A 24,604-nucleotide genomic window follows, 5' to 3' on the forward strand; every position below is an offset into this window, starting at 1 on the left:
TAAAGATTGCGTCTGTAAGCCTAATCGATTAGTTTAAAGAGAGTCTTTAAACTAGGTAAGCGGCACTTAAATTATAACTTATTATGGCTTACAAAAGCATATCTTATTCGCTTCTCACCCGCGTTCTGTCTGTCTATTTTTTACTAACGCTTACAGTCACAGCGGTACAAATTGGTGCAGAATATTTTGACACTAAACGCGTGTTAGTCGCCGAACTGCAAAACCAACAAAGTACCTTTAACGGTTCACTGACGCGTTCCTTGTGGGAGTTCAATACCCCACAAATTGAGACCATTGCTGACGGTCTAATCAGCATTCCGGCAATTGCGGGTGTGTTAATAAGAGACGAAAGTGGTAAGCCTGTTATTCAAATTGGTGAAACCTTACCCGTGGATAATTTACCTGAACGCGCTTCCGAAGGTTATGTCGTTCCCGAGGAAAACGGCACTTTTGGTTTCTACAATGCGTTGATTTTTGAGTTTTCTGGTCACTCAACTCGAGTTGGCGATGTATCACTTTTTACCACTCGCGATATTGCCATCGATCGCATTAAGATCAGTCTCGCATTTATTGTCGGTAATGCGATTATAAAAAGTGCGTTCTTACTTATTCTTTTTACCATCGCGTTCCAACGCATGCTTAACCAACCCTTAAACGATCTCACTCGACAAATTAATAGTTTTCGGTTGGATAATTTGGATGCATCGCGCATAAAACTCGATGAACGACATCACAATGAATTGGTACTGATTGAGCAAGCATACAACCAGCTCATCGATAACATCGAAGACTATCAAGAAGACCTTGAACGGACACAGCATAAACTTAAATTGGCAAATCGCCAGTTAGATGAACAAAATGCTATCCTCGAACAGGAGGTTGCTCGGAAAACCTCGCGTTTGAGTCAAGTGATGTTAGACCTCGAGCAGCGCAAAAATGAATTGGAAATTAGGCAAGAAAAGCTCGAGCGAGAAATTAGCCAACGCCGGTCGATGGAGACTAATTTGCGCGAATCGAACGAACAGCTTCAGTCGTCACTCGATCATCTTAAAAATACTCAACAACAACTTATTGAATCCGAGAAAATGGCTTCTCTAGGTGGTCTTGTCGCGGGTATTACACACGACGTAAACACGCCTATAGGTATTAGCGTAACGGCTAACTCGTTTTTAAAAGAAAAACTCGAAAACCTTGACCGCATGCTAAACGACAAAACATTGACCCAAGCGCAACTGGGCAAATATATAGAAGAAAGTCGCGAAAGCGTTCAACTACTTGAGAATAACCTTAATAGAGCCTCAGAGCTTATCAGTAGCTTTAAGCAAGTGGCGGTCGATCAAACGTCAGACGCGATTCGCGACATTGATTTAAAACGTTATGTAGGTGATTTGGTTCAGTCATTGCAACCGCAACTCAAAAAGCAAAATCACCACGTTCGTATTGATTGCCCTGACGATTTATATGTTCGTTGTACAGCCGGTGCTTTGTCGCAAATTTTTACCAACCTGATCATGAATTCCATACTGCACGGATTCGAGGGCATCAGTGAAGGTGAAATGCATATTGAAATCCGTACTGAGACCGATGCCAATCAAACCGACAGACTACATGTGGTATACTCTGATAACGGTCACGGTATGAATGAAGAGCAGCTTGAGAAGCTGTTCGACCCATTCTTTACAACCAAGCTAAACCAAGGCGGAAGTGGCTTAGGTACACATATCGTTCGCAACCTAGTCACGCAAACATTGGACGGCGAGATCACCGCTTCGAGTGAGCCGGGTCAAGGTTTAACGTATCGGTTCTCCTTCCCAATCATTATCTTAAGATAAAGGCGCTTAATTATGTGGTTTAAAAACGCCCGCGTGTATCGTTTTGGCGAATCATTTCAGTTACCCGAGGACTTTGAGTCTCAACTTCAAGCACAGCTATTTAAGCCGTGTAGTCGGCAGGATATGACTAGCTTTGGTTGGACGTCAGTATTTGGTGCGCAAAGTGAGGTACTCCATCATGCGGTTGAGCAATGCTATCTAGTCTGTGCTCAACGTGAAGAGAAGGTCTTGCCGGCTGCGGTAGTGAATGCTGAACTTGAGCAAAAGGTACAAGCGATTCAGGACACCGAAGGCCGTCCCGTTAATGGTAAAGAAAAGAAAAACCTTAAAGAAGATATTACCCATCAATTGCTACCCCAAGCATTCAGTAAGTTTCGTAAAACTTGGGCCTATATTGATTTAAAACGTCAACTCGTCATTGTTGATGAATCCAGTGCTAACAAAGCAGAAGATTTGCTCGGCTTATTACGTGCCAGTTTAGGCTCTTTACCCGTCAAGCCGATTGCTCTTGCGGAGTCGGCAGAAGTGCTACTCACCGAGTGGCTCACCACACAAGCACTACCCAGTCGATTCGATTTAGGCGATGAGCTCGAGCTGCGCTCGCCACAAGCGGATGGCGGTATCATCCGGTGCAAACAAGAAGATCTGACACGTGAAGATGTCCAAGCACACGCTGCTGCGGGCAAACAAGTGGTCAAGTTAGGGCTCGTTTGGAATGAACATATCGAGTGTGTCATAGAGGCCGATTGGGCCTTGAAGCGCATAAAAGCAACGGACCAACTACTGGACGATCAAGATGACTGGAATGATGCCTCGCCCGAACAAAAACTCGATAGCGATTTAGCCCTAGTATCTGCCGAGCTTGGTGCTTTACTTGACGATTTATTCAGTATTTCAGCTGAGTGAGGTGCGTAAAGCTTGATAACGGTTCTGGGTCGATTCGTCGTCCCAGAAGTCGTTTACTGGAATAATCTCTCGCTGTTGGTATTCGGCTAGCGTCATCGCCCCATCAATAGGTCTAGAATGCCCCGTTAATAAACTGGCGATATGCACGATATCGCAGTAGTTCACCACTAAGGGGTCGTTAAGATCCTCGAAACGCCCACGGTTATAAAAATAAGGCACCTTGATAAGATTGGGTGCGAAGCGCCAGTGCTCTAAAACGCTGACGCCCAAGCTACGATCAAAGTGTGTAATGGTTTGGCTCATAAACGATGGATTGGCAAAACTATCATCGAATTCATCAGCAATTTTTAGAATGGGTGCAACACCGATTCTGCATACCATGCCTGCTAATAGCGACACGTCTTGATGTAGGCGATTACAGTAGCCACGTTCGTGCAGATGCTGCGTGACGATAACTGAAGCAGCGGCGATGTCGCGCGATTCAGTTAGAAATTTCTGTGCGTATTGTTTAACGATGTCATTCTTCGGGTTGAAGATCTGTTCCACAGCCATCGCTACGACTAACGTTCGGATGCGTCGTAAACCAATACGCGTAAGTGCTTGCATCAAACTCTCTGCGCGTGCTCGCCCACTTAGGTAAGCGCTATTAGCCAACCGAATTAACCGCGCACTCAGCGCAGTGTCGTGCTGAATAATAGCTGCTAAGTCGTGTAAATTAGTATCGGGATTACTGGTCGCTTGACGGATTCGCTCTGCGGTTTCTGGCAACCCGGGTAACTTAAGCTGGTCCCGTTGAATTCTGTCTTCTATCAATAAATACAGTGCGTTGGTTGCCGTCATGACTCGTTTCCAGATCCTTATTCACTACCTAACTTGCGATATTGTCCGCATCGCATTAAATTGTTTTAATTCATTTTACTACTATACCGACAAAGTTGAACTTATGTTAAAACAAATTTTCACCATTGCGCCATTGGTTCTTGCTTTATCAGCTTGTTCAGAACAAGCGACTTCTCAGGAAACGCAAGCAAACCAAGGTTCCACTGCTTCAGCCCAGCAAACGTCTGATTACACACTTGTCAAAGGTGCTGAAGATCGCTTTGGGATTTATACCGACTACACGCTGACTGCTGATATTTCACACCTGACAACCAATCAAAAAGAAATGTTGGGACTATTGATTGAAGCCGCCAAAATCATGGATGACCTATTCTGGCAACAAGCCTTCGCCCATGACAAGCGTTCATTCTTAAATGCGGTTCCCGATTCCGCGCAATCATTCGCTGATATTAACTACGGTCCTTGGGATCGACTCAACGGTGATAAACCGTTTTTGCGTGAGTTTAGCGAGAAGCCAGCAGGCGCCAACTTCTATCCTGCTGATATGAGCAAAAAAGAGTTCAATGACTTTAACAATGAAGAGAAAACCAGCGAATATACGTTGATTCGTCGCGACGGCTCGGGTCAACTGACCGTTGTACCCTATGCAAATGCATACTCAGAAGAGCTCAAGCAAGCGGCTAAACTACTTCGTCAAGCAGCTGAGTTAGCCGAGGATCCTGACTTTGCTCACTACTTGAACCTGCGTGCCGATGCATTTTTAAGTAACGAGTATCGTCCATCCGATTTGGCTTGGATGGATATGCAAAATAATGACATTGATGTGGTCATCGGTCCCATTGAAACCTATGAGGATCAGCTGTTTGGCTACAAAACAGCATTTGAGGCCTATGTACTCGTTAAAGATAAACAATGGAGCGAGCGACTTGCTAAATACGCGCAATTTTTACCTGAGCTACAACGCGGCTTGCCTGTTGAGGGTAAGTATAAGCAAGAAATGCCAGGTGCTAACGCACAATTAAATGCCTACGATGCGGTCTATTTTGCCGGCCACTCAAACGCGGGCAGCAAAACCATTGCTATCAACCTGCCTAACGATGAATACGTGCAACTTGAAAAGGGCACTCGCCGTCTGCAACTTAAAAACGCAATGCGTGCCAAATTTGACAAGATTTTGCTGCCCATCGCAGAGCAGTTGATTGTGCCGGAACAACGCGAAAACATTACTTTTGATGCATTCTTCGCTAACACCATGTTCCACGAAGTGGCTCATGGGCTCGGTATTAAAAATACGATCAACGATAAAGGCACCGTGCGCGCTGCATTAAAAGAGCACGCGTCAGCGCTGGAAGAAGGTAAAGCGGATATCTTGGGCCTATACATGGTGACCCAGCTGTTCGAAAGAGGTGAACTTTCTACAGGTACCTTACAAGACTATTATACAACCTTCATGGCAAGTATATTCCGTTCAGTTCGCTTTGGCGCTTCAAGCGCTCATGGTAAAGCGAACATGATTCGTTTTAACTACTTCGCCAATGAAGGCGCATTTACTCGCAATGCCGAAGGCCAATACGCCATCAACATGGAAAAAATGCGCGCAGCGATGACCAGTCTTTCGGAGAAGATCTTGCAGTTGCAAGGTGACGGTAATTACCAAGGCGTCAGTGAGTTAGTTGATCGTCTGGGCGTTATTAGCCCTCAGCTACAATCCGATTTAGACAAGCTATCGAATGCTGGCATTCCAGTGGATGTCACGTTTAATCAAGGAAAAGCCGAACTTGGCCTTTAAACTGTCGCTTGAACTCAGCGTGCGCCCTATGGCGCACGCTATCAACTTTGCCTACCCCCTAACCCTGTGCTAGAATCCGCGCGCTTCAGTGGTTGAACTTTAACCACAGTGTCACATCCGTGTCAGTTCATTCAAATACACTGCATGCTCCGTACATGTGACATACAAACTAGATGCACTCCATCTCACTGTATTTTTAATTGGGTAACGTTTTATGTGGAAGTCGATCCAGGCAAACTGGTTTTCAAACCTGCGCGGTGATGTATTATCGGGTCTTGTTGTTGCTTTAGCACTCATTCCTGAAGCCATTGCTTTCTCAATTATTGCGGGCGTCGATCCTAAAATCGGACTTTATGCGTCGTTTGCCATCGCTGTGATTATCTCGTTCACCGGTGGACGTCCTGGCATGATCTCAGCTGCAACAGGCGCTATGGCACTGTTAATGGTGACACTGGTTAAAGAGCATGGTTTAGAATATCTTCTCGCCGCAACGTTACTCACTGGTGTACTACAAATAATCGCGGGTTATTTAAAACTGGGCGAACTGATGCGTTTTGTGTCTCGGTCGGTGGTTACGGGATTTGTTAACGCACTGGCGATTCTGATTTTTATGGCTCAGTTACCCGAGCTCACCAATGTCACTTGGCATGTTTATGTTATGACCGCGGCAGGATTAGCGATCATCTATGGTTTTCCCTATATCCCGGTTATTGGTCGGATGTTACCGTCACCGTTGATCTGTATTCTTTCACTGACGGTTATCGCGATTTACTTTGGCATCGACGTGCGCACCGTGGGCGACATGGGCGAATTACCCGATACCTTGCCCGTATTTTTGTGGCCCGATGTACCTCTTAATTTTGAAACACTGGCCATTATTTTCCCCTATTCACTCGGCTTGGCTATAGTCGGTATGCTTGAGTCACTGATGACTGCGACCATTGTCGACGACCTCACTGATACATCGAGTGATCGTAATCGCGAATGTAAGGGTCAAGGTATTGCCAATATTGGCTCAGGCCTGCTCGGTGGTATGGCAGGTTGCGCAATGATAGGCCAATCGATTATCAACGTTAAATCAGGTGGTCGAACGCGGCTTTCCACATTTATTGCCGGGACTTTTTTGTTGATATTGATCTTATTTTTAGATGAATGGCTCAAACAAATTCCAATGGCTGCACTCGTTGCAGTGATGATTATGGTTTCAATTGGTACCTTTAGTTGGGACTCAATTCGGAACCTCAAACAACACCCACTGTCTACCAACATTGTCATGTTAGCGACAGTTGCCGTGGTCGTTGCGACTCATAACTTGGCGCTAGGCGTATTTGTTGGCGTACTATTAGCGTCAGTGTTCTTTGCTAATAAAGTTGGCCATTACATGGCTGTAACTTCGAGTTTAAATGAAGCGTCGTTCTGTCGCACGTATAAAGTCGCAGGGCAAGTTTTCTTCAGCTCATCCGAAAAATTTATTGCTGCGTTCGACTTTAAAGAGGGTGTCGATAAGATTGTTATCGACCTTAGCGAGGCGCACTTTTGGGATATCACCGCCGTCAATGCGCTTGATCGGGTGGTTATTAAATTTAGACGTGAAGGTGCAGAAGTCGACGTCATTGGATTGAACAAAGCCAGCGCGACTATCGTCGATCGCTTTGGAGAACATAACCAAAGTGATGCCAAAGACTTGATCGGACATTAATTAAGGTAAGTCGTATGAAACACGTTATCGCTTGTATTGATGAATCACGCATGGCGCATGCGGTTACACAGTATGCCACATGGTCTGCACAGCGGCTGCAGACACCATTGACGTTATTTCACGTATTAGATGAGCTGCGTTATCCAGTCAATTCTGATATGACAGGAAATATCGGCTTAGGTAGCCGAGAGTCGTTACTTGAAGAACTTGCCGAACTCGATGAGCGTCGTAATAAGCTCGCCTTAGAGCATGGTCATCATCTACTTGAAGCGGCAAAAAGTTATGCCGAAGAAATGGGTGCAGATGAGGTGCATTTACGCCAAAGACATGGCGACTTAGCCGAGTCACTTGCGACACTCGAGGAAGAACTGCGATTATTGGTAATTGGCTTACACGGTGCTGAGACCTGTGACAGTGATCGTTTAGGTCATCAAATTGAGACCATCGTGCGCAATGTTCGCCGCCCTATTCTAGCGGTGCCAGAACACTACAAGGCGCCGACCAATGTAATGCTTGCTTTCGATGGCAGTGACGTTTCTCGTAAAGGCGTCAAGATGTTAGCTGAATCTCCGCTATTCATCGGTATGCCCATTCATGTCGTTATGGTGGGTGCGGCGACAGCTGACGCCAACGCATCGGTAGAGGCAGCGGTCAGTCATTTACAAGAATTTCGTCACCAAGTGAGCTATGAGATCAGAGCCGGTGAAGTTGAATCAACTTTGCGCGATATCCAACAAGAGCGTAATATCGACATGCTCATTATGGGAGCTTATAGTCACTCAAAGTTACGTCAGTTGTTTATGGGAAGCACCACATCAAAGGTGCTATCTCGTGCTACAACACCGGTTTTATTACTTCGTTAATTGCATACACCTTAGGAACTCATTGAATGACGCCAGATTGGCAAGAACTAGAACTCGATGATGCACTGATATCAGTGCTCAAAGCAGCAGGTTTGAATAAGCCCGCAAAGGTCCAGCAAGCCGCGTTGCCGGCAGCAATGGATGGTCACGATCTGTTGATCAGCTCGCCGACCGGCACAGGTAAAACCTTAGCTTTTTTGCTGCCCGTATTGCAGCACATGATTGATTTCCCACGTAAGCAGCCAGGCTCTGCGCGTGCCCTGATTATGGCACCTACGCGCGAGCTCGCAGAGCAAATCTATCAACAAGCCGAAATGTTTCGTGAGCTTACCAATCTTACATCGATTGTGGTGACAGGTGGGGTTAATTACGGTAGCCAATTGAATCGACTCGAAAAAAGTCATGATCTTGTTATCGCAACCCCGGGGCGCTTACTAGACTTGCTAGAAGCAGAGCAATACGAACTCGAAACCGTCGAGTGGCTGGTTATTGATGAAGCAGACCGCATGTTGGACATGGGCTTTAAAGACGTGGTTAAAGATATCGCCATGCATGCCCGAAACCGCCAACACGCTATTTTATGTTCGGCGACCATAGACAGTGAAGGCGTTGCAGCTTTCTCGCGCTCTTTGCTTAATGAGCCGGAGTTGATAGAAGTTACACCGCCTAAGAGAGAACGCGGTAAAATAATCGAACAAGCCTACTTAGCCGATACCGACGAGCATAAACGCCAGTTACTGTTGGCTTTGTTAAAGCAGCATCCAGGCCGCTCAATTATTTTTGCGCGCACGCGTGAACGAGTGCAGGCGCTAGCCAGCTTTCTTCAATCTGTAGATGTACCCGTCATGTTTTTACGCGGTGACTTGCCCCATGCTGAACGTCAGCAAAAGATCGTTGAATTTAAGCGTCGTGACAATGCCGTGTTAGTCGCCACCGATGTGGCTTCCCGTGGACTTGATATCGATGAAATTAAATTGGTTATCAACTACGACTTACCAAAACAAGCCGACGTTTATGTTCACCGCATTGGTCGTACCGCCCGTGCCGGACAAAAAGGTCTTGCGGTGTCTCTTGTGGAAGCGCATGATGCACTGTTACTCGGTAAAATTGAACGCTATATGGAGCACCGCCTCGATCGTCGAGTGATTGATGGACTTAAACCTCAATATAAGTTTCCATCAACAGATAAAAAGCGGGTTAAAAAGAAGAAGCAAGCGAAGAAAACTAAAAAGCGCCGTTAATTACGGCGCTTTCGATATAACCAGAGCAAAGAGAAGTAGGCGACCACACCCGCTGCATCAGCAAGCCAGTCCATCACATCAGAACCCCTGCCTGGGATGTAATACTGTATAACTTCTATCGCACAACCATAGATTAATAGCAACGCAATAGCGATTTTTCCTGATAAGTCGAACGCTTTATGTAACGTCACACTCAGTAAGAAAAAAGCGGTAAAGTGGACCCACTTATCAGCGTGAGGGATCATTCGACTCGCTTCATGGCTTGGAAATTGCCATAAGAATGCAATCGTAATGACCACTAACAGACTTACAAAAATTGCACGTGCCAACATGCGGGAGGTATTTAGGTTACTCAACGTCCTGTCCTTCATACACCGAAACGTTATCGTATCCTGCTTCCTGCAGTAACAACGTTTGCATTTTACTCATTACACCCTGCGAACAATATAATAGATAGTGTTTTGAGTCATCCAGTTTTACAAACTCTGACTGAACCTTAAAGAATGGCATCTCGATCACGTCCAATGACGTCGTTAACGGGTCATCATCGATTTCTTCTGCGGTGCGTATATCGACGATGACTTTAGGTTTAGCCGACTCGGTTTGCTTTAACTGAACTTGTTGCTGAGCGGCATCTGCAATATGCTGCATACTTAATACTTGTGCATTACGAACCACGTGTTCGATAAGGTGCATATCAAGTTTTTCTTCTTCAGCCAGAATCGCCTGTTCGTTTGCTTTAACCGTCGGCTTATTGGAGATGACACCACAATACTCTGGAATAGTTTTCGCCAACGCTTCGGTGCCGATGCGCTTAGCTTGATCAACGATGGTCTGCTTGTCCGCGGTAATCAAGGGACGCAAAACCAATGTATCGGTGGCTTTATCAATAACCTGCAAGTTCGCTAAGGTTTGACTTGAAACTTGGCCAATCGCCTCACCGGTCACTAACGCCTGTGCCTTTAGGAAGTAGCCAACTCGTGTTGCCGCTCGGAGCATTTGTCGTTTCAAGACAACGCCCATCGCTCCATTATCGACATTGGTTAAAATATCTTCGACGATAGGCGCAAAATCAACGCTGACAAACTTGATCGGATGCGACTTAGTAAAACGCTCCCAAAGGTAGTGACAAATTTGTTTAACAGCCACTTCGTGCGCGTCGCCACCCAAATTAAAAAAGCAAAAGTGAGTCCGCGCCCCTCGGCGAATAAACTCAAAGCTCGCAACGCTCGAGTCAAAACCACCACTCATTAAACTCAAAACAGTTTCTTGGGTTGGAATTGGAAAGCCACCTAAACCTTGTCGCCGTTCGCCCACTAACTGAATATTTTGCTCGATTATCTGCAGCGTAATCTCATGCTCTGGCGCCTTCAACTGAACTCGAGCCGTGGGTTGATGCTCCAGGAGGTAACCGCCGATATAGCGTTCAAGTTGCTGCGAAGAGAAGTCGTGATGACCTTTACGTTTGACCCTGACGGCAAAAGTTTGCTGCGCGATTTTTTCCAACCAAAACTGAGCAACCCACTCAGACAATACTTCAAACTCGTCTAGTGGACGTTCAATCACTTCTGCAAACCACGATATACCTGGCGTACACGAGAGTTTATCAATGATTGCCTGGCGCGCCTGCTCGTCATCAGAAGACGTGCTAACTTCGATACGGTCCCATAGCCATTTAACATATAGCCCAGCGTCAATATCGGCTAAAACCTTCCTGAGGTTATTCGTTAATACTTTGCCGTAACGCTTCCGGACTGATCGGCTTTTAATGGTGATTTCGGCATGCAACCGTACAACGAACTTCATGGTGCCCTCAGTTTCCGCTTGGTAGAAAAGCCACCAATTATACGATTTTTTCGCCCTTCGAGCTAGTTAAGCTACTCAATTACATCAACTGGATCGGACTCTTTTGCCTTACCTTGCATGATAGCGATATCTACGCGCCGATTAAGTGCACGGTTAGATGCTGAGTTATTAGGAACAATCGGTTTGGTATCTGCATAACCCATCGTCACTAGCCGCGATTGATCAAACCCCTCAACCGTGGTCATTTCCTCAGCGACCGCAACGGCGCGTTTAGCGGATAGATCCCATTTAGAACTGTACATCTCAGAAACCAGTGGTTGGTTATCCGTATGACCAGAAATAGTAATCTCGCCAGGAATATCCTTTAATGCTTGAGCCACTTCGCGAATGACCGGTTTAAACTGTGGCTGCAAAAAGGCAGACCCCTCAGGAAACGAGCCGTTTTCTTTAATTCGGATTATAATTTGCTGACCCAACTGCTCGAGTTCAAGCGTGCCTGCCTTAATATTATCATTGAGTTGCTCTCGGATACGCTCCATCAGCTCCTTAACTTCCTCTTCCATTGCAGGTGCGGTTTTTGAGCTTTCTGCTGCTTTCTTATCCTCACTACTATCTGCTTGCTGACCGCCGCGCTCAGTTTGTTGACCGCCTGCAAAGTCAGACTCCCCCTCCTGAAACTCCAACATCTGCTGAGTCATCTCGACGGTCTGCTGCTGAATCGTTTCGATAGGCGTCGGTTCAGGTCGTCCGGGGCGGAATTCTTGCGCAATGACACTCGTGCCTTTGGGGATATCCTTCACCTCAATTTTATTTTGTACACCCAAGGCGTACTTCATTGAGCCTGCAATTTGCTTAAACTTCAGTACATCCATCTCGGAAAAGGCTAGTAGCAGCACGAAAAAACACATCAGTAGTGTCATCAAATCGGCAAAGGTTGCCATCCACATGGGAAGCCCAGGTGGTGGGCAACGGCATTCTTCTTGATCGTCTGCAGCAGCCATAAGCGCTATTCTTCCTCGCTACCGTCGGTAACACGTTTTGATTCGGCAAGATAATTACGCAGCAGCCCTTCAATGACTCGCGGGTTCTGACCATCCTGAATACCTAAAATGGCATCAAGAATTAATTGCCGATTGAGCTTTTCTTGTTCTGCACGAAGTACCAATTTATTAGCAATCGGAATGGCGATAACGTTTGCCAAGAAGGCACCATACAACGTCGTCAACAACGCCACAGACATCGCCGGTCCGATGGCTTTCGGATCATCCATATTCGCTAACATCGCCACCAAGCCAATCAAAGTACCGATCATACCCATGGCAGGCGCCACATCTGCCAGCACCTTGAAGAACCGAGCACCTTCCTCATGACGCGAGAAACTCATACCGATATCTTTACTGAGCGTTTGCTTAACGACTTCGGCGTCGTGCCCATCAACGAGCATATCGACCCCTTTTCGAAAAAACGGGTTGGGTATTTCGGCCTCTTCTAAAGCAAGAAACCCACCTTTCCGCGCCGAATCTGCCATCTCAACAGCGCTATCAATCAGCTCTTGTGGATGCTCGATTTTAAAGAAGAACGCTTTCACCACGACTTTGCCGGTGGCAAAGAATTGTTGCAGTGGAAAGTTGGCCATGACAATGAACAAGGAACCGCCCACAACAATCAATACTGACTGAGTGTCGATGAAAAGACCGGGGTCACCACCTAGTATCATTGCGGCAATGACAAAGCCTATGGCTCCAATGATCCCTACCAGCGTTGCTATATCCACTCAGCTTCCTCCACTTGACGCGGTAAATTTGGCTACTTGCTCAATTTTAAACATCCCACTCAACGTGGCAACCCATATTGTAAAATTAAGTAAACCACGCATTGATCATCGGCTGACATTCGAGTTTCTTTATATGATAATGAGCCTATGTTAAGACTAAAGGTGACGTACTATGACTAAAAAGGAAGAAAACCTCTCTTTCGAACAAGCACTGCAACAGCTTGAGCAGTTAGTTAACGAGCTTGAACAAGGCGACCTTCCCTTGGAAACGTCACTCGAAAAATTTGAGCAAGCGGTTAAGCTCTCGCGCTTGAGTCAGACGCAGTTGCAAAACGCCGAACAGAAAGTCGCCACATTGCTCGAAAAAAACGGCGAGCAAGTACTTACCGAACAGCAAGGTGAGGCGCGGGAGTGAATATTAAGCAGTTTACAGCCGATGTCCGCGAAAACGTTGACCAAAGACTCAACCAATTAATTGAGACCAGCCTAGGCTCAAGCGCATTAAAAGAAGCAATGGCGTACGGAGTATTATTGGGCGGGAAGCGCATTCGTCCCTATTTAACGATGACAGTAGCAGAACTCTGTGGCGCTAAAATCGATGATGCACTCGATGCAGCCTGCGCTGTTGAGCTTATCCACGCTTACTCGTTAATTCATGACGATTTACCTGCCATGGATGATGATGAGTTACGGAGAGGCCACCCCACCTGCCACGTTAAATTTGGCGAGGCGACCGCTATATTAGCGGGTGATGCGCTACAAACGCTGGCGTTCGAAGTATTGAGCTCGACACACAACACAACGTTACCTGCCGCTCGTCGCATCGCTATGATTCAACAACTGGCTCAAGCAAGCGGTGCTAACGGCATGTGTCTTGGGCAGGCGCTGGATCTGAATGCAACAGGACAGTCCATTGATGAACAGGCTCTAGAGACGATTCATCGACACAAGACCGGCGCGTTGATCCGCGCGTCTGCAGCATTAGGCGCACTGTCGGGCAGTGAAAGCAGTCAACAGTACCTATCTGATTTTTGTGACTTTGCCAGTTGGATAGGGCTCGCCTATCAAGTTTACGATGACATCCTCGACGTCATCGGTAACACAGAGATAATGGGTAAGCCGCAAGGTTCAGACGAGGCACACCACAAAGCAACTTATGTTGCGTTACTCGGGCTTGACGGAGCGAACGAAAAACTGCTGTCATTACACCAACAAGCACTACTGTCACTTAACAAGATCCCGTACAATACCCAAAAACTAGAAACATTTTCTGAGATCCTGCTGCAGCGGGATCATTAAGCAATACGAGACTTATGACCAAATTATTAGACGGTATTGAATACCCAACAGACTTGCGCAGATTACCTACGCACCAATTAAAATCGGTATGCGACGAGGTTCGCGCTTACTTATTAGACTCTGTCAGCCGCAGTAGCGGACACTTGGCATCGGGGCTGGGTACTGTTGAGCTTACTGTGGCTTTGCATTACGTCTACAACACACCGCAGGATAAGTTGGTTTGGGATGTGGGTCACCAAGCGTATCCGCATAAGATACTCACCGGTCGTAAGAAGCAATTACACACAATCCGTCAAAAGGATGGGTTGCACCCTTTTCCTTGGCGCGAGGAAAGCGAGTACGATGTGTTATCCGTAGGTCATTCCAGCACCTCCATTTCAGCTGCTCTTGGAATGGCGGTTGCAGCGCAGCGCTCTGGCTCTAATGAAAAGGTTGTATCCATTATTGGTGATGGCGCCATGACTGCCGGTATGGTGTTCGAAGCAATGAACCATGCGGGCGACATCAAACCCGATATGTTAGTCGTATTAAACGACAACGACATGTCTATCTCAGAAAATGTCGGTGCTCTTAATCAACACTTTGCGCGTCTGCTTTCGGGTCGCTTTTACACGAAAATTCGTGAACAAGGTAAAAAACTACTCAAACCGCTACCGCCTATACATCATTTGGCGAGCCGAGCCGAAGAACATATGAAAGGCATGATGGCTCCGGGTACTATTTTTGAAGAGTTGGGTTTCAACTATATTGGTCCGATTGACGGACACGATGTAGACACACTGGTCGAAACACTCAAGAATATGAAACACTTACGTGGTCCGCAACTGCTTCACGTGGTGACTCAAAAAGGCAAAGGCTACCGTCCCGCAGAGGCCGACCCAATTGGCTATCATGGCGTGCCCAAGTTTGATCCCGCACAGTCAACACTGCCGAGTAAAAAGCCGGGTATACCAAGCTACTCAGAAGTGTTTGGTGATTGGCTTTGCGACCACGCGCAAGAAGATGAAAAATTAATGGCGATTACACCGGCGATGCGCGAAGGCTCGGGTATGGTTAAGTTCTCTAAGCTCTATCCCGACCAGTACTTTGATGTGGCCATTGCTGAGCAACACAGTGTCACCTATGCCGCTGGACTTGCTATTGCTGGATTAAAACCCGTTGTTGCCATTTACTCGACTTTCTTACAGCGTGCTTATGATCAAGTGATTCATGATGTCGCACTTCAGAATTTAGATGTTTTATTTGCCATTGATCGGGCGGGTATTGTCGGAGCCGATGGACCTACACACCAGGGTGCTTTTGACCTAAGCTATCTGCGCTGTATCCCGAACATGATCGTGATGACTCCAAGCGACGAACAAGAGTGTCGCGATATGCTGTTCACAGGTTATCGCTATGAGGGACCTGCCGCAGTGCGTTATCCACGGGGTAGCGGCACGGGGGTTACCCTGAGAGAACACGATAACCTGCTCGAAGTGGGTAAAGCAAAGCCAGTGCGCGACGGTAAACAAGTCGCTATCCTTAACTTCGGCACGCTGTTGCCAGAGGCCATTGCGGCCGCTGAAGCAATTGATGCAACAGTTATCGATATGCGCTTTGTTAAGCCTATCGATAAACAGGCTATTGTCAAAGCAGCTAACGAACACCAGTTGTTGGTAACGCTTGAAGAAAATGCGACAGCAGGCGGCGCAGGCAGTGCTGTGAACGAATCACTCGCTGAGGCTGGCATAGCTGTTCAAACATTGAATATCGGCTTACCTGATGAATTTATCAAGCATGGCAGTCAGAATGAGGTTAAGGAAGAAATTGGGCTCACCCAAGAAGCTATTAAAGCCCGCATTCAGGCTCACCTAAAACAGTAATGGGTATTAAGCGGCTGCTAGCCAGTCGCTACCGATTTGAGTCGCGAGTATGATTTGCAAAACAATGTTACTCGCAACCCCCGCCAGTACATCATCTAACATGATGCCTGAACCGCCATGCAAACGCTTGTCGAGCCAGCTAATCGGCCAAGGCTTTAAGATATCGAAGATTCTAAACACCAAAAAGCCTAGCGCTAAGAGTCCAAAATTAGCGGGTAACGCCCACATAGTAAACATTAACCCGACAAACTCATCCCAAACAATCGCCGGATGGTCGTGCACGCCCATCTTGTCGGCTGCGCTACGACAGATGTAGATACCTAACACCGCGCAGACCGCTGTAATAATGCTGTAGCTCGTGACATCAAGCCACAACATCAGATAAACCAAAGGTACTGCTGCGAGCGTGCCGAACGTACCCGGTGCTTTGGGGGCTAAACCCGAACCAAACCCAAGCGCTAGTAAGTCAACGGGATTTGCGAGTGAAAGTCCTGGGAAACGGCGCATGCTATGGCGTTCCAAAATGATTATAGCCGAGTTTAATATCCGGGAGCTGCCAGTGCTCACCTTGATAAGTCATGGTGACTTGACGTTGCTCGTCTTTGACGATGCGTCCAATACAAACAGGCTTATCTTTTAAATGTGAAGTGATGGTCTCTAATCGACCTCTGTTTTGCTCTGGTACAGTGAATAAGAGCTCATAGTCATCGCCGGCGGTTAACGCTAATGAGAAGGCATCGTCTAAATCGAGGGTCTCGGTCAGCGCCAAAGAGAGTGGAAGTTTATCCAACTCAAGTTGAACGCCCATCTGGCCCTGCTTTGGTAACAAGTGAGAGAGATCCGCCAACAACCCATCAGAGACATCTATACAGCTATTAGCTACACCTCGGAGTAACTGCCCCAGCGCAACACGTGGCGTAGGATAGTGCAATCGATTCACGAGCGTCTGTAAGTGGCGATGCGTGGTCGAAAAGTCACCCTGCAACAGGCGTAATGCTAGCCCGGCATCGCCTAAAGAACCACTGACATAAAGCCAGTCTCCAGCTTTAGCTTGGTCGCGACGAATCGCTGTACCCTTGGGCAGCACGCCTTGCGCTGTATAGGTCAAGGTTAGTGGCCCTCGGGTTGTATCGCCACCCACGAGGTCACACTCGTAATAGTTTGAGATTTCCTTTAGCCCTTCGCTAAAGTCGTGTAGCCAATCTTCATCAATAGCGGGTAATGTAAGCGCTAAACTGCCCCAGCTTGGTGCTGCTCCCATCGCTGCTAAGTCGCTTAAGTTGACTGCCACAAGCTTATGACCGATGGCACGGGGAGGTGTGTTCTTGTCAAAATGCACACCCTCTACCATTGTATCGGTTACGGTGACCAATTGATGATCCTCGGGCACTTCGGTCACCGCACCATCATCGCCGACGCCAACAATAACGTCGCCGCGATAAGATTCAGCTTTAAAGTAATGCTCAATGAGGTTGAATTCGTCGAGTTTTGGAGTATTTGTCATAAGGAAAAAGAGCGGCGAGCCGCTCTTATATTATTGGCGAGCAGGTCTCAGTGCATCGACAGCCTTGTCGAGTACACCGTTAACAAAGCGATGACTATCGTCAGCACCAAAAGACTTCGCTAACTCGATGGCTTCATTGATCGCTACTTTGTACGGAACATCATAGCGTTCACGCAGTTCATAGGCGGCAATACGTAATACCGCTAACTCGACAGGATCGAGTTCACTAATAGGACGATCAAGGTAAGGTGCAATCGCCTCATCTAAGCTTTTGTAAAACGCGCCCACACCACGAAGCAACTCTAAAAAGTAATCGACATCGACTTTACTGGTGTCGTTGTCTGTCAGGAACTGTGCTTCGATCTCATTAAACGTGTTTTGCGATAACTGCCATGAATATACCGCTTGTACTGCAAGCTTTCTCGCTTTTCTGCGTGCTGCTGGTTTCATTCTTAATGCGTTCCTGTTAAATCTTATCCAAGACGTTAACCATCTCTAACGCACTTAGTGCTGCTTCAGAGCCTTTATTACCGGCTTTTGAACCGCTGCGCTCGATGGCTTGTTCCAGAGTATCTGTTGTGATGATGCCAAACGCCACTGGAAGACCAAACTCCATTGCAACACGGCCTAAACCGCTGTTGCTCTCGCCGGCGACAAAATCAAAGTGAGGAGTGCCACCTCGAATAACAGCGCCTACAGCAATAATCGCATCATATTTGCCAGATTCTGCTAAGCGCTTTGCTGTCACCGGAATTTCATATGCTCCAGGAACGCGCACAACAGTAATGTCATCGTCGGCTACCTGGCCATATTGCTTCAATGTCTGAACAGCGCCTTGTAAGAGGCTTTCGACAACAAAGTGATTAAAACGAGACACGATAATGGCAAATTTTTTGCCAGGTGCATTAATGCCACCCTCAATGATATGCATGCTTGGAATTCCTTGTAATCTCAATAATGCGCAAATAATATCACATTTTAACGTTATTTTCGGGCTAACGTGTAGGAATAAAATACTTCTCGAGTGTCCCGGTTCGTTGCTACTTTGCGCGCAGCACTATTTTCCAGGACTGCTAACGCCGACTGATTGGACTCTGCAACAGGAAACAACACTTGCGCCCAGGGCCAACTAGCCCTCAACCAATCGGTAGTCAGGACAAATAGATCATTATGCAAACTACGCGCAATTGCATCCTGCCCTAACCACCATGTCACTTCAGCATGAAAGCGGCTGGCATCCAGTGCAGCACCGTTAGCTCGCTCTGATGAGACCGGCGCAAAAAACAGCATACCAACAACCTGCTGCGTCTGCTTATCAGTGACAACGAAGCTAAACCCCGCCTTACGTTTCATCTGCTTCAGCATATGCTGAATCATCGATGTGTTTTGTTCTTCGGATGTTTTGCTACTCGGCCAACTCCAGCCTAACTGCTCATACAACCACGGCTGCGAGTCCATATAGGCTCGGTAAATAGCACCCGCATCAGCACTTTCTAACGCTTCAATTTCAAGTCGTGATGACTCGGTTCCTTGAGCCATCGACCAATCATCATGCCAAAAGTCGGCCGCTTGTGCGCCTACACTCAAGGCTAGAGAAAAAACAATAATAAGTACTGTTGCCGTACGCTGAATTAACATTGGGCGCGCTTGCCCCGTGCATGCGCAAAAAAGCCTTTCACACGCTCTAATTCACGCTCTATTTCACCATTGATCATCATCGCTGGACCAATATCGATCGCCTTACGAGCAAAGTCCATAGCCACAGGGACAACCGGGACATTCGCCTGTTTTGCAATATGCAAAAAACCCGACTTCCATTGCTTAACTTTTTTGCGAGTTCCCTCAGGTGTAATCACTAACACGAGTTCGTGTTTCATCTTAAATTCCTCAACCATCCTGCCAACAACGCCGTTGGCTGCCGAACGGTCTATGGGAATCCCTCCCAGTTTTAGCATTAACCCTTTAATCGGAAAGCGAAACAAACTGGCCTTACCCAAGTAATTCAATTTGAGACCTAGCGCGAGCATGACAAACACGCCCACCGGAAAATCCCAGTTTGATGTATGCGGTGCGATGGGAATGATCGCTTGCCGAGTATCCGGCATTGAGCCGTTAATTTTCCAACCGCCCATTAGCCGCATACCGACGCGGCCCACCCAACGCGAAAAGCGATTTCCTTGTGATGGGAAATCGCCCTCTAAATTACTTGGTATTACATCTTTATTTTCTGTCATTAATTCTCTCGGAACGCTGCTTTTACTTCTCTTAATTTAGCTTTGATTCGCTCAATATTCTTAGGACCCATGCGCAAAAGTTGCTTCTGAGCAGGAGGTAACGCCTCCAATGACGAATCATGGTAAGTATACATGACACTATCGTCATCTACTTGCACCAAGGATTCCGGCACAGGCGTCTCAAGCAACACATTGATAGCTTCGATAACCGCATTTTTAAACTCACTGTCTGGATAGCCGATTTCACCATAAGCCTCCTGGAACAACGGTTTAAATAGCTGGTAGTTATCCACTAAAGCTTCTGCATTGAGACTGGTAAACCAGTCGACAATCGGATCATAGCGCTGGTAGCTCTGCTCATCGATGTATAAATCACCTTCAACTTCGATGACGGAAAAACGACCATCTGGACGCTGCACTACCGTTCTATCGGTTACCAGCATACCATTTCTTAGGTTGTCGATAATGACCACTGCATCTTTAATCAGTTGCGAGCTTTTAAGTGGCTGTATCTCGACACCGCTATTATCTAGCTCCTGTAACACCGTCGGTGTACTTTCATTAAGTTCAGGTAGCGTGATAGCCGGCTCTGGCTCTTCAGGTTCTTCAACGTTTGACTCCGGTGTCGATACCGGCTCAGGTTCAGGTTCAGGCTCGGGCTCCGGCTTAGGCTCAGGCTCCTTCGGCTCGACCGCAGGCGCTTCTTCAGGCTGCTTCGGCAATTCCATGCTTTGAGTCTGTTTCGGCTCAGTATTATTCGAACCGCTTAACATCCACCAGCTAACGCCACCAATAATAATAGCGACAACAATAACTGCAACGATCCAGCGAGCGGTGTTGCTACTGCTTTCTTTATCAGGATAATTATCTTGTTCTGCCATGCCCTGCGGTCCTCATTGTTGCAATAGATTATGGTCGATCGCTTTCAGCGCGCTTGAATACAAGTTCTTTTCCACTAGACTCAGACTCTGAAAAACGGTAGCCCGCGTAGTTAAACGCTTTTAAATCAGACACACTTTCAGGCTTTTGGTTCACCATAAAGCGAGCCATCAGCCCACGTGCTTTCTTTGCATAAAAGCTGATCACCTTAAACTGGCCGTTTTTCTCGTCCTTGAATACCGGCGTAACCAGCTCGGCATTCAATGCTTTTTTGTTCACTGACGAAAAGTACTCGTTCGAAGCCAAGTTAACCAATACATCGCTGCCCGTTTGCTCTAAATCCGCATTGAGCATTTCAGTAATTTGGTCGCCCCAAAATTCATAGAGATTTTTACCACGCTGATTATCCAATTTAGTGCCCATCTCGAGACGATAGGGTTGCATCAAATCGAGCGGTCTCAATAAACCGTACAGTCCGGACAAAATTCTCAGTTGCTGTTGCGCTGAACGTACCTCTTCGTGAGTCATTGATTCAGCATCTAAGCCGGCATAAACATCGCCATTAAATGCGTAAATTGCGGGTCGTGCATTATTTTCATTAAATGGACGGGTCCACTCAGTAAACCGAGCCGCATTTAACCCCGCCAATTTGTCACTGATTTTCATCAGCGATCCAAGCTGCTGTGGAGTCAGCTCGCGGCAACGTTGAACCAGCGTTTCGGCCTCATCAAGCAACCGAGGTTGCGTTGCCTCAACCGCAAGATGTTCGGATTCATAATCTAAATTCTTGGCCGGTGAAAGTACCGCGAGCATATTATTCTCCTATCGACTATTGCAGCGGATCTTGATCCGCACCTTCTTTTTCAACTTCAGTTGGCATGAGGTCATCACGACTGACACCCAGCGTAAGTGCCACGCTACTTGCCACAAAGATCGATGAGTAAGTACCCACAATCACACCAAATAATAACGCAGTGGCGAAGCCATGGATCAATTGTCCACCTACAAAGAACAACGCCAACAATACTAAAATAGTGGTTAATGAAGTAATTAAGGTTCGACTCATAGTATCCGTTAACGCTCGGTTAATAACCTGCGCTGGTGTCAACTTAGCATACTTCCGGAACGTCTCACGCACACGGTCCGATACCACCACGGTATCGTTTATCGAGTAACCAATCACTGCAAGTAACGCAGCGAGCACGGTCAAATCGAACTCAAGCCCTAATACTGAGAATAACCCCAAGGTCAAAATGACGTCGTGCGCTAGAGCGGATACGGCACCTACTGCCAACCGCCATTCGAATCGCATCGCGATGTAAATCAAGATACAAATCAATGCAGTCAGCATGGCTAGACCACCTTGCTCGACGAACTCGTCACCTACGTTGGGTCCAACGAACTCGATGCGGCGCATCTCAATCGACTTATCAATGTTATCGCGCAAAGTAGTCAGGATCTGCGTGCCGAGCTCCTCCGCTTTAACACCCTCTCTGGGCTCTAGACGAATCAACAGATCCTGCTGAGTACCGTAGTTCTGCACCACGGCATCATCAAAGCCACCCGACTCAAGAGTACTACGCACCTGATCGAGGTCTGCCGCTTGTGGGAAGCCAACCTCAATCAAGGTACCGCCAGTAAAGTCCAAACCAAAGTTAAGTTTGTTTACCGATAGCGAAACAATTGACGCGATAAGGAGCAAGCCACTGATGAGTGCAAATACTCCACGAAAGCGCATGAATCCTATGCGTTCTTTTGTATTAATAAACTGTCTCATCATTCACCCTAAATTGATAACTTGCTAAGGCGCTTGCCACCCCAAATGGAGTTAACAATCGCTCGCGTGCCGACAATGGCGGTAAACATCGAGGTGATAATACCGATTGCCAATGTGATGGCGAACCCTTTGACCGGACCATTGCCCACGGCAAAAAGAATGATCGCAGCGATCAACGTAGTGATGTTCGCATCAGCGATGGTCGACAAGGCACTATCATAACCATGATGAATTGCCTGCTGAGGACTGCGTTTAGCACGGATTTCTTCTCTAATCCGCTCAAATATCAGCACGTTAGCATCGACCGCCATACCGACCGTCAAAACGATACCCGCCATACCCGGTAGGGTTAGTGTTGCGCCCGGAATCATCGACATCACACCAATAATCAAAATGATGTTTGTTGCCAAGGCGACATCCGCAACGATGCCAAATTTACGGTAGTACAGCACCATAAACAGCAGTACTAGCACCAGACCCCAAATAATCGCCTGTGTGCCCGCATCGATGTTTTGTTGGCCTAAGCTCGGACCCACTGTCCGTTCTTCAACAATTTGAATCGGCGCAATCAACGCGCCCGCACGGAGCAAGAGCGAAAGATTTTGCGCTTCTTGCGGACCTACACCGGTGATACGGAAGCTGCTACCTAAACGAGATTGAATTGTTGCCACACTGACAACTTCTGCTTTTTTATTAAATTGCAGGTTACCCTCAGCATCGCGTTCGCCGGTTGATTCATATTCCATGAAAACGGTCGCCATAGGCTGACCGACATTATCTTTGGTCGCCAATGACATCTTGTCACCGCCCACGCCGTCTAGCTCAATATTGACCTGAGGACGGTTGTATTCGTCGTAACCAACGCCCGCATTAACAATGTGGTCACCTGTTAGAATCACATCTTCTTTTAACAGCTGTGGGCCGCCGTTACGCGAAGGGAGTAACTCACTACCAAAAGGTACGCGACCATTCACTGCGTCACGGACATCGTTTTCGGTATCAACGAGGCGGAATTCAAGTGTCGCGGTCGCACCTAAGATTTCCTTTGCCCGAGCCGTATCTTGTACGCCTGGTAATTCAACAACAATACGATTAGCGCCTTGACGTTGAATAACAGGCTCAGCCACCCCGAGTTCGTTAACCCGGTTGCGCATAATGGTAATGTTTTGGGATACCGCATAGTCGCGGGTTTCAGCAAGCTTTTGCTCGGTCATTTGCATGCGAATCGTATTGGTCTCCGCATCCGCCAGCATCTGGTAACCTTGGTAACGTCCATCAAGATACGCCTCGGCTTGCTGAAAATCTTCATCTGAACGGAGCTCAACGTTAATCGCATTATCTTCAACGCTTACATTGGTGTAACGAATACGCTCCTCGCGCAAAGAGCTTCGAATAGTATCCTTCATACCATCAAGAATTTTGCGCATGGCTTCGTTCATATCGATTTCCATCAAGAAATGAACGCCACCACGTAAATCTAGGCCCAACTTCATGGGTTCTGCGCCAATGGTTTTCAGCCACCCTGGCGTCGCTGGCGCTAAGTTAAGTGCAACAATATAGTGCTCACCTAAGCGCTTATTGAGTGCTTCACGCGCTTGTAATTGCTCTTTATCGGAGCTCAGTCGTACGAGTACTTGTTCTTCCTCAAGCGCAACAGATTTGGGTGAGATGTCTTCTGACTTCAGCGTTTCACGTACTAAATCAAGCGTTGAGGCATCTACTGTTGCTTGACGATCTGCGGAAATTTGAACTGCGGGATCTTCGCCGTAAATGTTAGGCAGCGCATACAGCGCTGCCAACAAAATAACGAAAATTACGAGCAGGTTTTTCCACAACGGGTATTTATTTAACACGTCGTGCCTACCTTACATTTTCAATTAGAGAGACTTCATTGTACCTTTTGGAAGAACTGAGGTAACTGCTGCTTTCTGAACAGTCACTTCCATTTCTTCACTCAGTGCGATGACGATAAAATCTTTGTCGTCACTTACTTTAGTAATTTTGCCAACCATGCCGCCTTGAGTGAGTACTTCATCACCTTTGCTAAGCGAACTAATGAGCTCTTTATGTTGCTTCATGCGTTTGGCTTGTGGGCGGTAAATCAAGAAATAAAATACCAAACCGAATAATAGCAGCATGATGATCAGTTCCATGCCGCCGCCTTGAGCAGCTGCACCATCTTGCGCGTATGCAGGGCTAATAAAAAAACTCATAATGTTTCCTCGATTGATGTTACTTTATAATAATTGAGCGCCACTCATTTCAGATGAGGGCTGATTTCTTAATTGCAAGTGCTAGC

25 protein-coding genes are annotated in these 24,604 nt (G+C 47.0%); 9 read left to right on the plus strand and 16 right to left on the minus strand.

The genetic code is table 11. The features are described from left to right. Positions 1-83: 83 nt before the first annotated feature. Entirely contained in the window at positions 84-1,832 is a 1,749-nt protein-coding gene (locus BFR57_RS11600; RefSeq protein ID WP_071464146.1) for an ATP-binding protein, read from the plus strand. 12 nt (positions 1,833-1,844) lie between these two features. After that, positions 1,845-2,738: a recombination-associated protein RdgC gene (gene rdgC, locus BFR57_RS11605; RefSeq protein ID WP_071464147.1), complete on the plus strand. Its 894-nt coding sequence runs from the start codon at positions 1,845-1,847 to the stop codon at positions 2,736-2,738. Here rdgC and BFR57_RS11610 read toward each other — a convergent pair. Then, entirely contained in the window at positions 2,727-3,578 is an 852-nt protein-coding gene (locus BFR57_RS11610) for an HDOD domain-containing protein (protein ID WP_071464148.1), read from the minus strand. The genes rdgC and BFR57_RS11610 overlap by 12 nt on opposite strands. 103 nt (positions 3,579-3,681) lie before the next feature. On the opposite strand from BFR57_RS11610, the gene BFR57_RS11615 reads away from it, so the two are divergent. From BFR57_RS11615 to srmB, 4 genes are all read left to right on the plus strand, one after another. After that, complete coding sequence (locus tag BFR57_RS11615; RefSeq protein ID WP_071464280.1) at positions 3,682-5,367, plus strand: Zn-dependent hydrolase; 1,686 nt, start codon at positions 3,682-3,684, stop codon at positions 5,365-5,367. A gap of 214 nt (positions 5,368-5,581) precedes the next feature. Then, positions 5,582-7,066, plus strand: a complete 1,485-nt coding sequence (locus BFR57_RS11620; RefSeq protein WP_071464149.1) for a SulP family inorganic anion transporter — start codon at positions 5,582-5,584, stop codon at positions 7,064-7,066. Positions 7,067-7,080: 14 nt separating this feature from the next. Next, a complete protein-coding gene (locus BFR57_RS11625; protein ID WP_071464150.1) occupies positions 7,081-7,929 on the plus strand; it encodes a universal stress protein in 849 nt (282 codons plus the stop codon). Between the two features lie 26 nt (positions 7,930-7,955). Further along, positions 7,956-9,170, plus strand: coding sequence for an ATP-dependent RNA helicase SrmB (gene srmB / locus BFR57_RS11630; RefSeq protein ID WP_071464151.1), 1,215 nt, complete (start codon positions 7,956-7,958; stop codon positions 9,168-9,170). On the opposite strand, the gene BFR57_RS11635 is transcribed toward srmB, so the two are convergent. The 4 genes from BFR57_RS11635 to pomA all read right to left on the minus strand — a co-directional run bounded on the left by BFR57_RS11635 (position 9,167) and on the right by pomA (position 12,750). Then, positions 9,167-9,526, minus strand: coding sequence for a VanZ family protein (locus BFR57_RS11635; protein ID WP_253183643.1), 360 nt, complete (start codon positions 9,524-9,526; stop codon positions 9,167-9,169). The genes srmB and BFR57_RS11635 overlap by 4 nt on opposite strands. Then, positions 9,519-10,976 (minus strand): tRNA uracil 4-sulfurtransferase ThiI, encoded by a 1,458-nt coding sequence (gene thiI, locus BFR57_RS11640; protein ID WP_071464153.1) that lies wholly within the window; start codon positions 10,974-10,976, stop codon positions 9,519-9,521. Before thiI ends, BFR57_RS11635 begins: the two co-directional genes overlap by 8 nt. Positions 10,977-11,047: 71 nt before the next feature. Beyond that, on the minus strand, positions 11,048-11,977 hold the full coding sequence (locus BFR57_RS11645; protein WP_071464154.1) for a flagellar motor protein MotB: 930 nt from the start codon (positions 11,975-11,977) through the stop codon (positions 11,048-11,050). A 5-nt stretch (positions 11,978-11,982) separates the two neighbouring features. Beyond that, the gene (pomA, locus tag BFR57_RS11650; protein WP_071464155.1) at positions 11,983-12,750 is read right to left on the minus strand and encodes a flagellar motor protein PomA; all 768 of its coding nucleotides are present in this window, start codon (positions 12,748-12,750) and stop codon (positions 11,983-11,985) included. 172 nt (positions 12,751-12,922) lie between these two features. Between pomA and BFR57_RS11655 the strand changes: the two genes are divergently transcribed. Genes BFR57_RS11655 through dxs form a run of 3 tightly spaced genes read left to right on the plus strand, consistent with a single transcriptional unit; the run spans position 12,923 to position 15,911 of the window. Continuing rightward, positions 12,923-13,165: an exodeoxyribonuclease VII small subunit gene (locus BFR57_RS11655; RefSeq protein WP_071464156.1), complete on the plus strand. Its 243-nt coding sequence runs from the start codon at positions 12,923-12,925 to the stop codon at positions 13,163-13,165. Continuing rightward, positions 13,162-14,049: a (2E,6E)-farnesyl diphosphate synthase gene (ispA, locus tag BFR57_RS11660; protein WP_071464157.1), complete on the plus strand. Its 888-nt coding sequence runs from the start codon at positions 13,162-13,164 to the stop codon at positions 14,047-14,049. The genes BFR57_RS11655 and ispA overlap by 4 nt, the downstream gene beginning before the upstream one ends. Before the next feature lie 14 nt (positions 14,050-14,063). Further along, the gene (gene dxs / locus BFR57_RS11665) at positions 14,064-15,911 is read left to right on the plus strand and encodes a 1-deoxy-D-xylulose-5-phosphate synthase (RefSeq protein ID WP_071464158.1); all 1,848 of its coding nucleotides are present in this window, start codon (positions 14,064-14,066) and stop codon (positions 15,909-15,911) included. Between the two features lie 6 nt (positions 15,912-15,917). On the opposite strand, the gene BFR57_RS11670 is transcribed toward dxs, so the two are convergent. The 11 genes from BFR57_RS11670 to yajC are packed head-to-tail and all read right to left on the minus strand — an operon-like array spanning position 15,918 to position 24,518. Beyond that, positions 15,918-16,418, minus strand: a complete 501-nt coding sequence (locus BFR57_RS11670; RefSeq protein WP_071464159.1) for a phosphatidylglycerophosphatase A — start codon at positions 16,416-16,418, stop codon at positions 15,918-15,920. 1 nt (position 16,419) lies between these two features. Next, positions 16,420-17,415, minus strand: a complete 996-nt coding sequence (thiL, locus tag BFR57_RS11675; RefSeq protein WP_071464160.1) for a thiamine-phosphate kinase — start codon at positions 17,413-17,415, stop codon at positions 16,420-16,422. Between the two features lie 30 nt (positions 17,416-17,445). Then, positions 17,446-17,865: a transcription antitermination factor NusB gene (gene nusB, locus BFR57_RS11680; protein ID WP_006956365.1), complete on the minus strand. Its 420-nt coding sequence runs from the start codon at positions 17,863-17,865 to the stop codon at positions 17,446-17,448. Between the two features lie 16 nt (positions 17,866-17,881). Next, positions 17,882-18,346: a 6,7-dimethyl-8-ribityllumazine synthase gene (gene ribE, locus BFR57_RS11685; RefSeq protein ID WP_071464161.1), complete on the minus strand. Its 465-nt coding sequence runs from the start codon at positions 18,344-18,346 to the stop codon at positions 17,882-17,884. A gap of 53 nt (positions 18,347-18,399) precedes the next feature. Further along, positions 18,400-19,053, minus strand: a complete 654-nt coding sequence (locus BFR57_RS11690) for a GNAT family N-acetyltransferase (RefSeq protein WP_071464162.1) — start codon at positions 19,051-19,053, stop codon at positions 18,400-18,402. Then, positions 19,047-19,649: a lysophospholipid acyltransferase family protein gene (locus BFR57_RS11695; RefSeq protein ID WP_071464163.1), complete on the minus strand. Its 603-nt coding sequence runs from the start codon at positions 19,647-19,649 to the stop codon at positions 19,047-19,049. The genes BFR57_RS11690 and BFR57_RS11695 overlap by 7 nt, the downstream gene beginning before the upstream one ends. Then, entirely contained in the window at positions 19,649-20,530 is an 882-nt protein-coding gene (locus BFR57_RS11700) for a DUF3014 domain-containing protein (RefSeq protein WP_071464164.1), read from the minus strand. Before BFR57_RS11700 ends, BFR57_RS11695 begins: the two co-directional genes overlap by 1 nt. A 28-nt stretch (positions 20,531-20,558) precedes the next feature. Beyond that, positions 20,559-21,341, minus strand: coding sequence for a peroxide stress protein YaaA (gene yaaA, locus BFR57_RS11705; RefSeq protein ID WP_071464165.1), 783 nt, complete (start codon positions 21,339-21,341; stop codon positions 20,559-20,561). Between the two features lie 16 nt (positions 21,342-21,357). Next, a complete protein-coding gene (gene secF / locus BFR57_RS11710; RefSeq protein ID WP_216096959.1) occupies positions 21,358-22,266 on the minus strand; it encodes a protein translocase subunit SecF in 909 nt (302 codons plus the stop codon). A gap of 47 nt (positions 22,267-22,313) precedes the next feature. Next, complete coding sequence (secD, locus tag BFR57_RS11715; protein ID WP_071464167.1) at positions 22,314-24,158, minus strand: protein translocase subunit SecD; 1,845 nt, start codon at positions 24,156-24,158, stop codon at positions 22,314-22,316. Positions 24,159-24,182: 24 nt separating this feature from the next. Beyond that, entirely contained in the window at positions 24,183-24,518 is a 336-nt protein-coding gene (gene yajC, locus BFR57_RS11720; protein ID WP_071464168.1) for a preprotein translocase subunit YajC, read from the minus strand. Positions 24,519-24,604 lie beyond the last annotated feature (86 nt).

The organism is Idiomarina sp. MD25a (genome assembly GCF_001870515.1).
Classification (GTDB): domain Bacteria; phylum Pseudomonadota; class Gammaproteobacteria; order Enterobacterales; family Alteromonadaceae; genus Idiomarina.

What these genes read in the sequence shown, in the direction of transcription:
- dxs (WP_071464158.1), top strand. Translation starts at nt 14,064, where the DNA reads ATGACCAAATTATTAGACGGTATTGAATACCCAACAGACTTGCGCAGA.
- BFR57_RS11615 (WP_071464280.1), top strand. Translation starts at nt 3,682, where the DNA reads ATGTTAAAACAAATTTTCACCATTGCGCCATTGGTTCTTGCTTTATCA.
- nusB (WP_006956365.1), bottom strand. Translation starts at nt 17,865, where the DNA reads ATGAAACCAGCAGCACGCAGAAAAGCGAGAAAGCTTGCAGTACAAGCG.
- BFR57_RS11625 (WP_071464150.1), top strand. Translation starts at nt 7,081, where the DNA reads ATGAAACACGTTATCGCTTGTATTGATGAATCACGCATGGCGCATGCG.
- BFR57_RS11690 (WP_071464162.1), bottom strand. Translation starts at nt 19,053, where the DNA reads ATGTTAATTCAGCGTACGGCAACAGTACTTATTATTGTTTTTTCTCTA.
- thiI (WP_071464153.1), bottom strand. Translation starts at nt 10,976, where the DNA reads ATGAAGTTCGTTGTACGGTTGCATGCCGAAATCACCATTAAAAGCCGA.
- thiL (WP_071464160.1), bottom strand. Translation starts at nt 17,415, where the DNA reads ATGACAAATACTCCAAAACTCGACGAATTCAACCTCATTGAGCATTAC.
- srmB (WP_071464151.1), top strand. Translation starts at nt 7,956, where the DNA reads ATGACGCCAGATTGGCAAGAACTAGAACTCGATGATGCACTGATATCA.
- BFR57_RS11695 (WP_071464163.1), bottom strand. Translation starts at nt 19,649, where the DNA reads ATGACAGAAAATAAAGATGTAATACCAAGTAATTTAGAGGGCGATTTC.
- rdgC (WP_071464147.1), top strand. Translation starts at nt 1,845, where the DNA reads ATGTGGTTTAAAAACGCCCGCGTGTATCGTTTTGGCGAATCATTTCAG.
- yaaA (WP_071464165.1), bottom strand. Translation starts at nt 21,341, where the DNA reads ATGCTCGCGGTACTTTCACCGGCCAAGAATTTAGATTATGAATCCGAA.
- BFR57_RS11700 (WP_071464164.1), bottom strand. Translation starts at nt 20,530, where the DNA reads ATGGCAGAACAAGATAATTATCCTGATAAAGAAAGCAGTAGCAACACC.
- BFR57_RS11620 (WP_071464149.1), top strand. Translation starts at nt 5,582, where the DNA reads ATGTGGAAGTCGATCCAGGCAAACTGGTTTTCAAACCTGCGCGGTGAT.
- ribE (WP_071464161.1), bottom strand. Translation starts at nt 18,346, where the DNA reads ATGCATATCATTGAGGGTGGCATTAATGCACCTGGCAAAAAATTTGCC.
- BFR57_RS11655 (WP_071464156.1), top strand. Translation starts at nt 12,923, where the DNA reads ATGACTAAAAAGGAAGAAAACCTCTCTTTCGAACAAGCACTGCAACAG.
- BFR57_RS11600 (WP_071464146.1), top strand. Translation starts at nt 84, where the DNA reads ATGGCTTACAAAAGCATATCTTATTCGCTTCTCACCCGCGTTCTGTCT.
- BFR57_RS11670 (WP_071464159.1), bottom strand. Translation starts at nt 16,418, where the DNA reads ATGCGCCGTTTCCCAGGACTTTCACTCGCAAATCCCGTTGACTTACTA.
- BFR57_RS11610 (WP_071464148.1), bottom strand. Translation starts at nt 3,578, where the DNA reads ATGACGGCAACCAACGCACTGTATTTATTGATAGAAGACAGAATTCAA.
- secF (WP_216096959.1), bottom strand. Translation starts at nt 22,266, where the DNA reads ATGCGCTTTCGTGGAGTATTTGCACTCATCAGTGGCTTGCTCCTTATC.
- yajC (WP_071464168.1), bottom strand. Translation starts at nt 24,518, where the DNA reads ATGAGTTTTTTTATTAGCCCTGCATACGCGCAAGATGGTGCAGCTGCT.
- BFR57_RS11645 (WP_071464154.1), bottom strand. Translation starts at nt 11,977, where the DNA reads ATGGCTGCTGCAGACGATCAAGAAGAATGCCGTTGCCCACCACCTGGG.